Here is a 15,301-nt window from a genome sequence, read left to right as displayed (position 1 = left end):
ACGATCCTAACGGCGTCGCGGGGGCGGATCAGCCCGGTTCCGGGCGCGCCACCGCCGTCACCAGCACGCTTCCCGAGGCGCGCGCCACCACGAAGGCCTCCCCCTTCACCGCCTTCGCGTCCAGCGACAGCCGGTGACCGCCCGGTGCGAGGACGCCGTCGAAGACCTCGTGAACGTGGGTGCGGTGGAGCCGGTCGAGGCGGTACGCGGTGAGCCGGACCCGGCAGGCCGAGGTGACCTCGACGTCCGCGGCGGTGCGGGTCGCGGTCAGGCGGGTCAGGCGGCGTCGCTCGGCCGGTCCGCGGTCCAGGGCGTGTTCGATCTGCGCGACGAGCAGCGGGACGATCGGGGCGAGCCCGTCGACCTCGGTCACGTCCGCGCCGGCGTCCGCGAAGGCCCGGCGCGCGGCGGCCCGCGCCTCCTCGGTGACCGCGCGTCCGAAGGCGACGGCGCCGTAGGTGCGCAGCTCGTCGGCCGGGACCGCACCGGCGTCCTGGGTGATGTCGGCGCCGATGCCGATGGCGCGCAGCGCGGCGGCCGGCCTGGCCAGGAGGGCGGTGCGGGCGTCGATCAGCAGGACCCGGCGGCGGGACCGCGCGGGGCCGTCGAGCACGGCGGCGAGGGCGGCGCGGTACTCGGCGCCCTCGAAGCGGTAGGGGCCGATGCCGCGGTAGGAGTTGCGTTCCAGGTCGGCGTGGTCGCCGGTCTGCCAGGCGAAGTCCCGCCAGACGAAGTCGCCGCCGTCCCGCAGGATGACGGCGGTCACCGCGCCGCAGCCCAGGTCCTCGCACTCGGGGCAGCCGTAGATCACGTAGCGGCCGCCGGGCAGCGGCGCCTCGGTCTCCAGGAGCAGGCCGCGCACCTGTGCGGCGAAGATCGCGGGCGGCACGTCGGAGGCGAGCGGGGAGACGGCGTCCAGGTCGGAGAGCCGGAACAGCAGGGGCCGTCCGTCGACGACGAAGTCCACGAAGTCGCGGTGGACCTGGACGTCGCCGTCGGCGCGGACGGCACCGGCGCGCGTCGCCGGGGCCAGACCGAAGGTCGTGTACTCGGCAGCCATGCGGTGAGTATTCCCGGGCCGGGGCCGTTCCGAGCCCGGCATCGGGCCTTCCGCTACCGTCCCCGTGTGGAAACCGAACTGGATGACGAAGTCGTCGTGGTCGGCGGCGGGGTGACCGGTCTGACGACGGCCGTCGTGCTCGCCGAGCGCGGCAGGCGGGTGCGGCTCTGGACGCGGGACCCCGTCGAGCGGACCACCTCGGTGGTCGCGGGCGGGCTGTGGTGGCCGTACCGGATCGAACCGGTCGCGCTGGCGCAGGCGTGGGCGCTGCGCTCCCTGGACGTGTACGAGGAGCTGGCGGCGCGGCCCGCGGAGACCGGCGTACGCATGGTCGAGGGGGTGCTCGGCGAGACCCGGCCCGAGGAGGTGGGCGCGTGGGCGGCGGCCCGGCTGCCGGGACTGCGCGCGGCGCGGGCCGATGAGTACGCGGGGCCCGGGCTGTGGGCGCGGCTGCCGCTCGTCGACATGTCGACTCATCTGCCGTGGCTGCGGGAGCGGCTGGTGGCAGCGGGCGGTGTGGTGGAGAGGCGCCCGGTGGCCTCACTGGCCGAGGCCGACGCACCGGTCGTGGTGAACTGCACGGGCCTCGGCGCCCGGGAGCTGGTGCCGGACCCGGCCGTGCGTCCGGTGCGCGGGCAACTGGTCGTCGTGGAGAACCCCGGCATCCGGAGCTGGCTGGTCTCGGCCGACGCGGACTCCGGGGAGACGACGTACTTCCTGCCGCAGCCCGGCCGGCTCCTGCTGGGCGGAACGGCCGAGGAGGACGCGTGGTCCACCGAGCCGGATCCGCGGGTGGCGGAGGCGATCGTACGGCGGTGCGCGGCGCTGCGGCCCGAGATCGCCGGGGCGCGGGTGCTCGGGCACCTGGTGGGGCTGCGGCCGGCCCGGGACGCGGTACGGCTGGAGCGCGAGACGCTGGCGGACGGGCGGCTGCTGGTGCACAACTACGGCCACGGCGGCGCCGGTGTGACGGTGGCCTGGGGCTGCGCGCAGGAGGCGGCCGGGCTGGCCACCCCCTGACACGGGCGGGGGCGGGCCCCGTGCGGGGCCCGCCCTCGGTCTCGCCCTCGGTCAGTGGTGGTGCTCGCCGATCGGGTCGCCCTCCACGTCCGTTCCGGCGCCGGGTCCGATGCGGATCTCGTACTCGCCCTCGTACCGCTTGTGACCCTCGATGACGGCCAGTTCGACGGCCTCGGCGGCCATCTCGCCGCGCACGATGAGGGGGTCGCGGCGCAGGTCGCGCATGAGCGCGACGCACATGAAGATCATCACGATGACGAAGGGTGCCGCCGCGAGGATCGTGAGGTTCTGGAGACCGGTGAGCGCGTCTCCCTCGCCGCTGCCGACCAGGAGCATGATGGCGGCGACCGCTCCGGTCACGACGCCCCAGAACACGACCGTCCAGCGGCTGGGTTCGAGTGCGCCCTTCTGCGAGAGGGTGCCCATCACGATCGAGGCCGCGTCGGCACCCGAGACGAAGAAGATGGCGACCAGGATCATCACCAGCAGGCTGGTGGCCGTGGCGATGGGGTACTCCTGGAGCACGGCGAAGAGCCTGCCCTCCGGGGTCGTCTCGTCGCCGAGCCGGTTCTGCTCCTGGAGCCTCATCGCCGATCCGCCGAAGATCGCGAACCAGATCAGGCTGACCGTGCTGGGGACGAGGATGACGCCGCCGATGAACTGCCGGATGGTCCGGCCCCGGCTGATGCGGGCGATGAACATGCCGACGAAGGGCGTCCAGGAGATCCACCACGCCCAGTAGAAGACCGTCCAGCTGCCCAGCCAGTCCGCGACGCCCTCGCCACCGCTGATCTCCGTGCGGCCCGCCATCGCGGGCAGGTCGCCGAGGTAGCCGAAGATCGACGTCGGCAGCAGATCGAGGATGAGGATGGTCGGGCCCGCCACGAAGACGAACACGGCCAGGAGCAGTGCCAGCACCATGTTGGTGTTGGACAGCCACTGGATGCCCTTCTCGACGCCGGAGATGGCGGAGGCCACGAACGCCACCGTCAGCACCGCGATGATGCCGACCAGCAGTCCGGTGCTGACCTTGTCCATCCAGTCGAGCTGCTCCACGCCCGAGCCGATCTGGAGCGCGCCGAGGCCGAGCGAGGCCGCGGAGCCGAAGACCGTCGCGATGATGGCCAGGATGTCGATGACCCGGCCGCTCACGCCGTTGGCGTGCTTCTCCCCGATGAGCGGTGTGAAGACCGCGCTGATGGTCTGCCGGCGGCGCCTGCGGAACGTGCTGTAGGCGATGCCGAGACCGACCACCGCGTAGATCGCCCACGGATGGAGCGTCCAGTGGAACAGGGTGGTGGCCATGGCCGTCGTCATGCGGTCGCCGTTGTCGGCGGGGTCGGTGCCGGGCGGGGCCGTGTCGAAGTGTGCCAGCGGCTCGCTCACGCCCCAGAACATCAGGCCGATGCCCATGCCGGCGCTGAACATCATGGCGATCCACGACACGGTCCGGAACTCGGGCTCCTCGCCCTCGGCACCGAGATGGATGCGGCCGTACCGGCTGGCCGCGAGCCAGAGGGCGAAGACGACGAAACCGGAGGCGGCCAGCACGAACGCCCAGCCGCCGTTGTGCATCAGACCACTGAGCATGGTGCCGGAGGCGTCCTCCAGCGAATCGGTGCCGGCCGCGCCCCAGACGACGAAGGCCAGGGTCAGGACCGCGGTGACACCGAAGACGACGCGGTCGGTCTGGGGCTTGCGTTCGTGCCCCGGCAGGCCCGCCTCGGACCCCGGTAGTGTCCCTCTTTCGTGCTGTTCCTTGTCACTCGGGTCCTGCGTCACAGACGGCACCTTTCAAGTCGGTGAGGCTGAGAATAGTCCTCCGTTACGCCCTTACCACGTGCGACGCGGAACTCACCTCCTCAGCAGCGGGTGTCGGGTTCACCCGCCGTCAAGTGGTACGCCGCCCGCTCGTCGAGGAGCAGCGGCACGAGGGCGCGCAGCGGCTGGCGCAACGATACGTAGGCGCCCTCCTCCCCCCTCGAACGCACTTGTACACCGTGCAGGGCCAGCTCGTCCCGAATGTCCTTGTACTGGGCAAGTGTCAGCCGGTAGCCGCAGGGCGGCGCCTGGATCACCTCGGCGGGTTCGGCCGGGTCGTTGTCCGCGCCGCCGACGTACACGGGCCCGGTGTCGGTGCGGCCGGCCCGGCGGGCGGCGTCGGTGGCCGCCTCGACCTGTCCGCGCCGCCGGTCCGCGAAGCGGAACAGGCCGTCGAGCGCCGCGAGCTGGGAGTGCACCCGGCGCCGGTTGTTGAGGGCGGGGTCCGCCTGTTCGGCGTCGGTGAGCGCGTCCACGCGGCTCTCGATGAGCAGGCCGACCGAGTGCTTCACGCCGGACATGTTGCGCAGGATGCGTTCCTGGCCGTCGCCGGCGGTCTGCTTGACCGGGTCGCCGGTGACCGGGTCGGTCCAGATGCCGTAGGTGCCGGTCGAGTAACCGGCTTCCCCGGCGGCGGGACGGACGTACGCCCCGGACAGGGTGCGGGCCTCGTCGTGGACCCGCGGGTGGGTGTTGAGGTTGCGGGGCCAGAGGTCGAAGAGGTCCTCGTCGTAGTACGGGGGTGTGGCGCCGTACTCGTGCAGGTCGTAGAGGACGTCGGGGCGCCGGTCGCGGACGACGGCGGCCAGGGCGCGGGCCTCGGCGGTCTGCAGGGCGAGGTGGTCGCGGTTGATGTCGACGCCGTCGCTGTTGCCGCGGGTGTCGGCGGCCCGGCCGTCGGGGTTGGCGGTGGGCAGGACGAGCACGGTGGTGCGGTCCAGGAAGTGCCGGGTCCGGCGGTCGGTGGCGTACGCCAGGTCGCGGACCGTGGACAGGCACGCCTCGCGGCCGGAGGGCTCGTCGCCGTGCTGGCTGCACACGAGGAGCACCGTGTTCGGTGCGGCGGGCCTGCCGATGGTGACGAGGCGCAGCGGCCGGTCCTGCTTCGTGGTGCCGATGCGGTCGACGTCGACCCGGCCGCTCGCTCGGTCGGCGGCGGCCAGCAGCTCCTGCTCCTCCGCCTGGGTGGTCCAGCGGGCGCCGTTGCTCCGCTCGAAGCCGGTGCGGGGCGGGTGGTGCGCGGCGTCGGCGGCGTGGGCCGGTGCGGTGAGGAGGGACGCGGCGAGCGCCGCGGTGGTCACGGTGAGGGTGCGCAGCCGGCTCATCGGGCTCCCTTCGGGACGCGGTGGGGCGTGTGCGGTGGCGCGTTCACGCCGTCGAGGGGAGTCGGTGCCGCGGTGGCGCCGGCCGGGCCGGCGGTCGCCCGGGCGAAGGCGTCGGGGCCGCCGACGAACGGTACGCGGGCCGACGTTCGGGAGAGGTCCAGGGTGAGGGTCGGCGTGTCGGCGGGCGGGTCGATGAGGCCCTTGTCGGTGCCCGCGACGATGAGGGCGAGACGGTGACCGGCCGGGACGACGTGGTCGGTGGCCGCCAGGTCGAGCGTCATGGTGTACGCCTTGCCCGGGGTGAGCGGGCGGCCGTGCCACGCGGAGGCGTGGTTGCCGAGGTCGGCCCAGCCGCGGCTGACGACGGTGTGGTCCACGTCGGTGGTCTTCGCGGCCGTCTCCAGGTAGCAGGAGCTGTCGCCCGTGGTCCGCGGTCCCCAGCAGGTGCGGTCGGTGAGGGTGGTGATGCCCTCGCCCTCGGTGGCGTAGTCGCGGATGGTGTCGGGGCCGAGGTCGACGAGTACGGCGGACAGGTGGGCGGTCGGGGCGCTGGACCGTGCGGTGACGGTGACCTGGGAGGCGCCGGACAGGCGCAGGTCGCGGGTGAGCGGTCCGGTGACGAAGCCGGCCTTGGCCGGTGTGGGCGCGTCGATGTGCGCGGCCCAGTCGGTCTCGCTCAGCGCGGGGTCGTCGGTGAAGGTCTCGGTGCCGCGGTCGCGGTGCAGGCCGAGGGTGCCGACGCCCGGTCGGGCGCCGTCGGCCGGGCGCAGGGTCGTGGTGGCCGTGGCGCGCGGCGGCCAGGTCCGCGACGTCTCCCACCGGTCGGGCCCGCGTTCGATGTCGGCCATGGGCTCGCGGTCGATGCCGTTGTCGTGGCCCAGGAGTTCGTGGTCGAACCAGCGGTGCAGGGTGTCGACCCAGTCGGCGCGGCGGAAGTCGAAGGGGTCGACGTGACCGGTCTGGGAGAGCCAGATCTTGCGCTCGACGCCGTGCTTCGCGAGGGCGTTCCACCACGGGCCGACGTGCTGCGTGCGGACGTTGAGGTCCTGCATGCCGTGGACGAGGAAGACGCTGGCCTTCACCTTGCCCGCGGCCTTCACGTAGTCGCGCTCGGTCCACAGCCGGGTCAGGTCGCCGCTGCGCGGGGCGCCGTCGACGAGCCGCTGCTGGACGGCCTCGCAGCGGGCTCGGGCGTCGGGGCTTTCGACGTAGTCGGAGAGCCAGTCCGGCCCGGAGTCGTAGAGCGGGGCGCCCTGGCTGAAGTAGTAGTCGTACCAGGAGGAGATGGCGGCGATCGGGACGATGGTCTCCAGGCCCTCGACGCCCGTCGCGGCCACGCCGTTGGCGATGGTGCCGTCCCAGCTCTTGCCGATCATGCCGGTCTTCCCGTTGGTCCACGTCGCCTCGGCGCGCTCGCCCCCGGTGCGGCTGGTGTACGCCTTCGCGCGGCCGTTCAGCCAGTCGACGACGGCCTTCGCGGACCGGATGTCGGAGCGTCCGCCGACGTCGACGCAGCCGTCGGAGCGGTTGGTGCCGGCCAGGTCGACACCGACGAAGGCGTAGCCGCGGGGCACGAAGTAGTTGTCGTAGTACAGCGGCATCCCGACGACGTCGCCGTCCGCGTCGTATGTCTTGTTCTGGCTCTCGTTGCCCCGTCCGCAGCAGGAGTAGTACGGGCTGGCGTCCATGATGACGGGGATCTTCCGGCCCCGCTGGGCGGGTTCGCGCGGGCGGACGATGTCGACGGCGACGCGGTCGTCCTCGCCGTCGCCGTCCCCGTCGTAGCCGGTGTCCACCCAGACGGCCTCGCGAACGGCGTTCGCGTAGGAGTAGACGGGTTCGCTCTGCCGCGGTGCGGGGTGCGCCGTCGCGGCGGGCGTGAGGAAGGTTGCCAGGAGTGCGGCGGTGGCCGCCGTCGCGAGCGGTCTCCAGATCGTGAAGCGCGTGCGTATCGGCATGCGCGGACGGTACATCGGTCAACTCCCGCGCAGAAGAGGGCAACGGGTGACTCATGTCGGCCGGATGGCGATCGTGTGACAGGGGTGGCCGTGGACATGACGGTGTCCACAGGGGCTGAATAGGCTGCGAACAGACCTCGTGCCCCTACGACTTGGAGCTTTCGTGCACCGCAGAATCATCGTGCCGGGCGCACTGGGCGCCGCCTCCCTCATGCTGGCGATCCCGGCGTCGGCGGCGGCCCACTCCCCCGGCGCTCCGGGCATCGGCGACCCCTACTACCCGGCCTACGGCAACGGCGGATACGACGTCTCCCACTACGACCTGCGCCTGAAGTACCAGCCGGCCACGGACCGGCTGGAGGGGACGGCCACGATCCTGGCCCGCACCACCGAGGACCTGTCCCGGTTCAACCTGGACTTCCTGCTGGACGTCGGCGAGGTACGGGTGAACGGCGCGAAGGCGTCGTTCACGACCTCCGGCGAGCAGGAGCTGGAGATCACCCCGGCGAAGCCGCTGGAGAAGGGGACGGCCCTCACCGTGGTCGTCCGCTACAGCGGTGTGCCGTCCTCGAAGGAGGCGTTCGGCTTCACCAGTTGGCACCGCACCCCGGACGGCGGCGTCGCCGCGAACGAGCCCGAGGCCGCGGCTTGGTGGTTCCCCAGCAACGACCACCCGCGGGACAAGGCCACCTACGACGTGTCCGTGCAGGTGCCGGACGGAACCCAGGCGATCTCCAACGGGACACTCCAGTCCACGAGTTCACGGCTCGGCTGGACCCGCTGGAACTGGCGGTCAGACAAGCCGCAGGCCACGTACCTCGCCACGCTGGCGGTCGGGAGGTTCGACCTCACCACCGGGACGACCGAGAGCGGCGTCCCGGTCGTCAACGCCTACAGCAAGGACCTGGGCGCCAACGACGGCGCGGCGCGGGCCAGTGTGGAGCGGACCGGGGAGATCGCGGACTGGCTGACCGGCTACTTCGGGCCGTACCCCTACAACGCGCTCGGCGGGTACGTGCCGAACACGGACACCGGGTACGCGCTGGAGACGCAGACCCGGCCGTTCTACAGCCCGCGGCAGTTCGCGAACGGGTCGAACGTGTCCGTGGTCGTGCACGAGCTGGCCCACCAGTGGTACGGCGACCTGGTGTCCGTGCGCGGCTGGAAGGACATCTGGATCAACGAGGGCTTCGCCCGGTACGCCCAGTGGCTGTGGTCCGAGCACGAGGGCGAGGGCACGGCGCAGGAACTGGCCGACTACACGTACGCCTCGCACCCGGCCGACGACCCGTTCTGGACGGTGCGGCCCGGTGACCCCGGGCCGGAGAACCAGTTCGACCTCGCCGTCTACGACCGGGGCGCGCTGGCCGTCCAGGCGCTGCGGAACGAGATCGGGGACGAGGACTTCTTCGCCGTCCTCAAGGGGTGGCCCGCGCGGTACGCCCACGGCAACGCGTCGGTCGCCGACTTCCAGCGGTACGCCGAGGAGGTCTCCGGCAAGCCGCTGGCCGCGCTGTTCGACACGTGGCTGTTCCAGCCGTCCAGGCCGGACGCCCCGGCGGCGCGCGCGGCGTCCCTCGCGCCGGCCTCGGACACGCCGGCGCAGCCCCGGTCGTGGCGGAGGATCGCCGCGACGAACGACGTGCACGGGCACTGACGGCCCGAGCGCGGTGGGCGGGCGGGTCTCAGGCGGCGTCCCCGTGGTCGTAGACGGTCACGGGTATGCCGCGCCCGGCCAGACGGCCGGTGACGAGCGGTTCGACCCGGGACCACTTGCCGCCGGCCAGACCGCAGCCGATGCGCGGCATGTGCACGGACGCGTCCAGCTCGGCCGCCTTGTCGGCGAGGCGGCCGAGCGCCGTGTCGATCGCGTCGTAGCGCACGGGGACGCCCTTGCTGCCGGTCCTCGTGCCGCGCTGGCCGATCAGGTTGGCCACCCAGAGGTACCGTTCGACCTGGACGAACTGGGCCGCGCCCAGTGCGAAGTCGTTGGACGCGCGGTCGCGGTGCCAGGCACGGTAGGCCGCCTCCGGCTCCGGCCAGCGGCGGGACAGGGCCAGGACGAAGCCCTTGCCCCAGCCCCCGAGGTCGTTGCAGACATGGGCGATCACCTTGACGCCCTTGACCGACGGAACGGTGGCGTCACCCCGGACATACCTGATCTCCGACATGACGCCACCGTAGAGGCCACCACCGACAGTGGCGGTGGTATGGGGTTCCCGCTACCCGGTGGGCCCGCCGGGCTTCTGCAGTTCGGCGTTCCGCGCCACCCGGCGCCGGACGCCGAACCAGCCCGCCACCAGCATCACCGCGATCACGGGCACGAGCAGCACGGTCTTGCGGCCGACCTCGTGGTCGTTCCACATCAGGACGATCACGGCGAGCAGGAAGGCGATCGTGGCGATCTCGGTGACCGGGCTGCCCGGCAGGCGGAAGTGCGGTCGTTCGACCAGGCCCGCGCGCGCCCGGCGGACGAAGACCAGGTGACAGATCATGATGATCACCCAGGTGCTGATGATGCCCAGCGAGGCGACGTTCAGCACGATCTCGAAGGCCTTGCTCGGCACCAGGAAGTTCAGGCCGACGCCGAGGACGCAGACCGCGCAGGTCAGCAGGATGCCGCCGTAGGGCACCTGGCTGCGGCTCATCACGCCGGTGAACCTGGGCGCGGAGCCGGACATCGCCATGGAGCGCAGGATGCGGCCGGTGGAGTAGAGGCCGGAGTTCAGGGACGACATCGCCGCGGTGAGGACGACGAGGTTCATCACGTCGCCGGCGGCGGGGACGCCGATCTTCGACAGGACGGTGACGAAGGGGCTCTGGTCGCCCGAGTAGACCGAGCTGGGAAGCAGCAGCGCCAGCAGGACGACCGAGCCGACGTAGAAGAGGGCGACGCGCCACATGATCGAGTTCACCGCGCGGGGGACGATCTTCTCCGGCTCGGCGGTCTCGCCGGCCGCGACGCCGACCAGTTCCAGGGCCGCGTAGGAGAAGATCACGCCCTGCATGACGAGGACCACGGGCATCACGCCGTGCGGGAGGATGCCGCCGTGGTCGGTGATCATGCTGACGCCCGGGGTCTGGCCGCCCACGTCGTGCTGGGTGGCCAGCAGGAAGATGCCGATCAGCATGAAGCCGACGAGGGTGGCGACCTTGATGATCGCGAACCAGAACTCCATCTCGCCGAAGATCCGGACCGAGATGAGGTTGACGGCCAGGACCACCGCGAGGGCGATCAGGGCGAGCGCCCATTGCGGGATGCTCGTGAACATACTCCAGTAGTGCGTGTACAGCGCGATCGCGGTGATGTCGGCGATGCCGGTGGTCGACCAGTTCAGGAAGTACATCCAGCCGGCGACGTAGGCGCCCTTCTCACCGAGGAACTCGCGCGCGTACGACACGAAGGACCCGGAGGAGGGCCGGTAGAGCACGAGTTCGCCGAGGGCCTTGACGACGAAGAAGGCGAAGACGCCCGCGACGAGGTAGGCGATCGCGAGCGCCGGGCCCGCGTCGCGCAGGCGGCCGCCGGCGCCGAGGAAGAGGCCGGTGCCGATCGCGCCGCCGATCGCGATCATGTTCACGTGACGGGCCTTGAGGCCCTTGCTGTATCCGGCGTCGCCCGCGTCCGCGGGGATGGTCCCGGTCGCCTGGGGATGGGCGGCGACCTGTGCCGTGTCGACGGCGTCCTTGCTCACGGGTGGTTCCACTCTCTGGTGCGCCCGGGCGGGATACGCCCAGGTCGTCCGTACAGTGACGAGGCCCGCACCACCCTTCGCGGCACAGACCGAGGCAGCACCTTCCCCCGACGCTGCGTCGCCATGCGGTGGCTCATGTCACACAGCGTGACTTCTCACAAGATCCGTCGGCGGTCTCCACCCGGTGCGCAAGAGGTTTCACAGCACTGGTGAGACAGCGATACTGCTGCACATGACGACGACCGACGCCGGGGAGCCGACCCTCACGATCGACGAGCTGGCCGCGCGGGCCGGCGTCACCGTGCGCACGGTCCGCTTCTACGGCACCAAGGGGCTGCTGCCGCCGCCGGTGATCGGGGCGCGCCGGGTGGGGCACTACGGCCGTGAGCACCTGGCCCGGCTGGCACTGATCGAGGAGTTGCAGCACCGGGGGATGACCCTGGCCGCGATCGAGCGGTACCTGGCGCAGCTGCCGCCCGACCTGAGCGAGCACGACCTGGCGCTGCACCGCGCGGTGGTGGCCTCCTGGGCGCCGGAGACGGTGGAGAGCGTCACGCGCGGGGAACTGGACCGGCGCGCGGGCCGGCCGCTGACCGACGAGGAGGTGGACCGGCTGGCGGCGATGGACGTGGCCGTCCGGGACGCGGACGTCCCGGACGGCGACCTGTACCGGGTCGACACCGGGCTGCTCCGGCTCGGCGTCGAGCTGCTCGACGTGCCCTTCTCCCCCGAGACGGTGCTCGCGGCCCGCACCGCTCTCCTGGAGCACTCCCGCGCCGCCGCGCGTGACCTGTCGCGGCTGCTGCGCGACGCGGTCGCCGAAAGCGGGGCGCGGGACGTGCGGTCCCTGTCCGCGCACATGCACCCGCTCGTCGTGCAGGCGCTGCTGACCACCTTCCAGCGGTCGCTGCGGGAGGAGATCCGGGAGTGGATCGACGGGGGCGGCGAGGAGGACCGCGCCGCCCCGGGCTGAGGCGTTCCTCAGCGGCCGTCGGTGAAGACCTCCCCCTTGTCCGCCTTCTCCACCAGCAGCGCGGGCGGCGTGAAGCGCTCGCCGTAGCGGTCGGCCAGCTCACGCGCGCGTGCCACGAAGCCGGGCAGCCCGCCTTCGTAGCCGTTGATGTACTGCAGGACGCCGCCGGTCCAGCCGGGGAAGCCGATGCCGAGGATCGAGCCGATGTTGGCGTCGGCGACCGAGGTCAGGACGCCCTCCTCCAGCAGCCGGACCGTGTCGAGGGCCTCCGAGAAGAGCATGCGCTCCTGCATGTCCCGGAACGGGATCTCGTACCCGGGCCTGGTGAAGTGCTCCCGCAGGCCCGGCCAGAGGGCCGCGCGCTTCCCGTCCTCGCCGTACTCGTAGAACCCGGCGCCGCCGCTGCGGCCGGGGCGCTCGAACTCGTCGACCATGCGGTCGATGACGGCCTCGGCGGGGTGCGGGGTCCAGGTGCCGCCGGCCTCCTCCACGGCCCGCCTGGTCTCCTTGCGGATCTTCCGCGGGAGGGTGAGCGTCAGCTCGTCCATCAGGGAGAGCACCTTGGCGGGGTAGCCCGCCTGGGCCGCCGCCTGCTCGACGGAGGCGGGCTCGACGCCCTCGCCGACCATCGCCACGCCCTCGTTGATGAAGTGGCCGATGACCCGGGAGGTGAAGAAGCCGCGCGAGTCGTTGACGACGATCGGCGTCTTGTTGATCTGCCGGACCAGGTCGAAGGCGCGCGCGAGCGCCTCGTCGCCGGTCCGCTCGCCCTTGATGATCTCGACGAGCGGCATCTTGTCGACCGGCGAGAAGAAGTGCAGCCCGATGAAGTCCACCTGTCGCTCGACGCCCTCGGCCAGCGCCGTGATGGGCAGCGTGGAGGTGTTGGAGCAGAGCAGGGCGTCGGGGGCGACGACGCTCTCGATCTCCTGGAACACCTTGTGCTTGAGCGAGGTGTCCTCGAAGACGGCCTCGATGACCGCGTCGCACCCGGCGAGGTCGGCGGCCTCGGCGGTCGGCGTGATGCGGGCGAGCAGGGCGTCGGCCTTCTCCTGGGTCGTGCGCCCCTTGGCGACGGCCTTGGCGCACAGCTTCTCGGAGTAGCCCTTGCCCTTGACGGCGGCCTCCAGCGCGACGTCCTTGAGGACGACGTCGATGCCCGCGCGTGCGCACGAGTAGGCGATGCCGGCGCCCATCATGCCGGCGCCGAGGACGGCCACCTTGGTGACCTTCCGGGGCTCGATGCCGCGGGGGCGGTTGGCGCCGGAGTTGACGGCCTGGAGGTCGAAGAAGAACGCCTGGATCATGTTCTTCGAGGTCTGTCCGGCGGCCAGCTCGACGAAGTAGCGGGCCTCGATGACCTGGGCGGTCTCGAAGTCGACCTGGGAGCCCTCGACGGCGGCGGCCATGATGTTGCGCGGCGCCGGGTAGGGGGCGCCGGCCGTCTGCTTGCGCAGGTTGGCGGGGAAGGCGGGCAGGTTGGCCGCGAACTTCGGGTGCGACGGGGTGCCGCCGGGGATGCGGTAACCGGGCTTGTCCCAGGGCTGGGCGGACTCCGGGTTGGCGTCGATGAAGGCGCGGGCCCTGGCGAGCATGTCGTCGCGGCTCTCGGCGACCTCGTCGACCAGGCCGTTCTCCTGGGCGCGGCGCGGGTTGTACTGGGTGCCCTGGAGGAGCACCTTGAGCAGCGCGTCGGTGATGCCGAGCATGCGGACGGTGCGGACGACTCCGCCGCCGCCGGGGAGGAGGCCGAGGGTGACCTCGGGACAGCCGATCTTGGAGCCGGGTGCGTCGAGGGCGACGCGGTGGTGGCAGGCGAGGGCGATCTCGTAGCCGCCGCCGAGGGCCGCGCCGTTCATGGCGGCGACGACGGGCTTGCCGAGGGTCTCGATGCGGCGCAGGTCGCGCTTGATGGCCATGCCGCCGTCGAAGAGGTCCTGGGCGGTCTCCGGGGTGACGCGGATCAGGTCGCGCAGGTCGCCGCCGGCGAAGAAGGTCTTCTTGGCCGAGGTGACGATGACGCCGCGGATCGAGTCCTTCTCGGCCTCCAGGCGGTCGGTGACCGCCGCGAGGGACCGGCGGAACGCCTGGTTCATGGTGTTGGCGGACTGGCCGGGGTCGTCGAGGACGAGGGTGACGACGCCGGTGTCGTCCTGTTCCCAGCGGATGGTGGTGGGCTCGGTGCTCATGAGGGTGTGCTCCAGGGAATCCGTCGGGAGGGGATCAGACGCGCTCGACGATCGTGGCGATGCCCATGCCGCCGCCCACGCACAGGGTGGCGAGGCCGTACCGCTTGTCCTGGCGCTCCAGTTCGTCCACGAGCGTGCCGAGGATCATCGCGCCGGTGGCGCCGAGGGGGTGGCCGAGCGCGATGGCGCCGCCGTTGACGTTGACCTTGTCGAGGGACAGGCCCATGTCCTTGACGAAGCGCAGGACGACCGCGGCGAACGCCTCGTTGATCTCGATCAGGTCGATGTCGTCGATGGTGAGCCCGGCCTTGGCGAGCGCCTTGCGGGTGGCCGGGGCGGGGCCGGTGAGCATGATGGTGGGCTCGGAGCCGGACACGGCGGCCGAGACGATCCGGGCGCGCGGGCGCAGGCCGTAGCGGTCGCCGACCTCCTGGGAGCCGATGGCGACCAGGGAGGCGCCGTCCACGATGCCGGAGGAGTTGCCCGCGTGGTGGACGTGGTCGATCTTCTCGACCCAGTGGTACTTCTGCAGCGCGACGGCGTCGAAACCGCCGAGTTCGCCGATGTCGGCGAAGGACGGCTTGAGGCCCGCGAGGGAGTCGGCGGTGGTGCCGGGGCGCGGGTGTTCGTCGTGGTCGAGGACGGTGAGGCCGGCGCGGTCCCGCACGGGGACGACGGAGCGCTCGAAGCGGCCGTCCTTCCAGGCGGTGGCCGCGCGCTCCTGGGAGAGGGCCGCGTACTCGTCCACGTCGCGGCGGGAGAAGCCCTCGATGGTGGCGATCAGGTCGGCGCCGATGCCCTGCGGCACGAAGTTGGTGGCGAGGTTGGTCATCGGGTCGTTGAACCAGGCGCCGCCGTCCGAGGCCATCGGCACCCGGGACATGGACTCGACGCCCCCCGCGAGGACCAGGTCCTCCCAGCCGGAACGCACCTTGGCGGCGGCCAGGTTGACGGCCTCCAGGCCCGAGGCGCAGAAGCGGTTCTCCTGGACGCCGGCCACGGTGTCGGGCAGTCCCGCGGCGATGGCGGCGATGCGGGCGATGTCGGAGCCCTGGTCGCCGACGGGACCGACGACGCCGAGGACGACGTCGTCGACCGCGGCGGGGTCCAGGTCCGGGAAGCGGGCGCGGATCTCGTGGATGAGGCCGACGACCAGGTCGACGGGCTTCGTGCCGTGCAGGGCGCCGCTCGCCTTGCCGCGTCCGCGCGGGGTGCGGATCGCGTCGTACACGTACGCTTCGGTGGTCACTGGCAGGCCTT

The 15,301-nt window shown here is 72.0% G+C and carries 11 protein-coding genes; 3 read left to right on the top strand and 8 right to left on the bottom strand.

The window, feature by feature from the left end:
• Nucleotides 1-28 precede the first annotated feature (28 nt).
• Nucleotides 29-1,060, bottom strand: coding sequence for an oxidoreductase (locus OIE75_RS35490; protein ID WP_329473388.1), 1,032 nt, complete (start codon nucleotides 1,058-1,060; stop codon nucleotides 29-31).
• A 66-nt stretch (nucleotides 1,061-1,126) separates the two neighbouring features.
• On the opposite strand from OIE75_RS35490, the gene OIE75_RS35485 reads away from it, so the two are divergent.
• Nucleotides 1,127-2,080 carry an FAD-dependent oxidoreductase gene (locus tag OIE75_RS35485; protein WP_329473387.1) on the top strand — a complete coding sequence of 318 codons (954 nt, stop codon included), beginning with the start codon at nucleotides 1,127-1,129 and terminating at the stop codon, nucleotides 2,078-2,080.
• A gap of 51 nt (nucleotides 2,081-2,131) precedes the next feature.
• Here OIE75_RS35485 and OIE75_RS35480 read toward each other — a convergent pair whose 3' ends face one another.
• The 3 genes from OIE75_RS35480 to OIE75_RS35470 form a co-directional block, all read right to left on the bottom strand.
• Entirely contained in the window at nucleotides 2,132-3,862 is a 1,731-nt protein-coding gene (locus OIE75_RS35480; protein ID WP_307016343.1) for a BCCT family transporter, read from the bottom strand.
• Nucleotides 3,863-3,942: 80 nt separating this feature from the next.
• Entirely contained in the window at nucleotides 3,943-5,226 is a 1,284-nt protein-coding gene (locus OIE75_RS35475) for a M14 family metallopeptidase (RefSeq protein WP_329473386.1), read from the bottom strand.
• On the bottom strand, nucleotides 5,223-7,184 hold the full coding sequence (locus tag OIE75_RS35470) for a Xaa-Pro dipeptidyl-peptidase (protein WP_329473385.1): 1,962 nt from the start codon (nucleotides 7,182-7,184) through the stop codon (nucleotides 5,223-5,225). The genes OIE75_RS35475 and OIE75_RS35470 overlap by 4 nt, the downstream gene beginning before the upstream one ends.
• A 163-nt stretch (nucleotides 7,185-7,347) precedes the next feature.
• Here OIE75_RS35470 and OIE75_RS35465 point away from each other — a divergent pair, with 163 nt between their 5' ends.
• Nucleotides 7,348-8,841, top strand: coding sequence for a M1 family metallopeptidase (locus tag OIE75_RS35465; RefSeq protein WP_307016337.1), 1,494 nt, complete (start codon nucleotides 7,348-7,350; stop codon nucleotides 8,839-8,841).
• 28 nt (nucleotides 8,842-8,869) lie between these two features.
• On the opposite strand, the gene OIE75_RS35460 is transcribed toward OIE75_RS35465, so the two are convergent.
• Entirely contained in the window at nucleotides 8,870-9,355 is a 486-nt protein-coding gene (locus OIE75_RS35460) for a macro domain-containing protein (protein WP_307016335.1), read from the bottom strand.
• A 51-nt stretch (nucleotides 9,356-9,406) separates the two neighbouring features.
• Entirely contained in the window at nucleotides 9,407-10,879 is a 1,473-nt protein-coding gene (locus OIE75_RS35455; RefSeq protein WP_329473384.1) for an amino acid permease, read from the bottom strand.
• A gap of 232 nt (nucleotides 10,880-11,111) precedes the next feature.
• On the opposite strand from OIE75_RS35455, the gene OIE75_RS35450 reads away from it, so the two are divergent.
• The gene (locus tag OIE75_RS35450) at nucleotides 11,112-11,852 is read left to right on the top strand and encodes a MerR family transcriptional regulator (RefSeq protein WP_307016331.1); all 741 of its coding nucleotides are present in this window, start codon (nucleotides 11,112-11,114) and stop codon (nucleotides 11,850-11,852) included.
• An 8-nt stretch (nucleotides 11,853-11,860) separates the two neighbouring features.
• Here OIE75_RS35450 and OIE75_RS35445 read toward each other — a convergent pair whose 3' ends face one another.
• Complete coding sequence (locus OIE75_RS35445; RefSeq protein ID WP_307016329.1) at nucleotides 11,861-14,041, bottom strand: 3-hydroxyacyl-CoA dehydrogenase NAD-binding domain-containing protein; 2,181 nt, start codon at nucleotides 14,039-14,041, stop codon at nucleotides 11,861-11,863.
• A gap of 34 nt (nucleotides 14,042-14,075) precedes the next feature.
• On the bottom strand, nucleotides 14,076-15,290 hold the full coding sequence (locus OIE75_RS35440; protein WP_329473383.1) for an acetyl-CoA C-acetyltransferase: 1,215 nt from the start codon (nucleotides 15,288-15,290) through the stop codon (nucleotides 14,076-14,078).
• Between the last annotated feature and the right edge of the window lie 11 nt (nucleotides 15,291-15,301).

Source organism: Streptomyces sp. NBC_01723 (assembly GCF_036246005.1).
Lineage (GTDB): Bacteria > Actinomycetota > Actinomycetes > Streptomycetales > Streptomycetaceae > Streptomyces.
The sequence above is the reverse complement of the archived record's forward strand: the minus strand, read 5'-3'. Positions and strand labels throughout refer to the sequence as shown.

What these genes read in the sequence shown, in the direction of transcription:
- OIE75_RS35470 (WP_329473385.1), bottom strand. Translation starts at nt 7,184, where the DNA reads ATGCCGATACGCACGCGCTTCACGATCTGGAGACCGCTCGCGACGGCG.
- OIE75_RS35490 (WP_329473388.1), bottom strand. Translation starts at nt 1,060, where the DNA reads ATGGCTGCCGAGTACACGACCTTCGGTCTGGCCCCGGCGACGCGCGCC.
- OIE75_RS35475 (WP_329473386.1), bottom strand. Translation starts at nt 5,226, where the DNA reads ATGAGCCGGCTGCGCACCCTCACCGTGACCACCGCGGCGCTCGCCGCG.
- OIE75_RS35450 (WP_307016331.1), top strand. Translation starts at nt 11,112, where the DNA reads ATGACGACGACCGACGCCGGGGAGCCGACCCTCACGATCGACGAGCTG.
- OIE75_RS35445 (WP_307016329.1), bottom strand. Translation starts at nt 14,041, where the DNA reads ATGAGCACCGAGCCCACCACCATCCGCTGGGAACAGGACGACACCGGC.
- OIE75_RS35460 (WP_307016335.1), bottom strand. Translation starts at nt 9,355, where the DNA reads ATGTCGGAGATCAGGTATGTCCGGGGTGACGCCACCGTTCCGTCGGTC.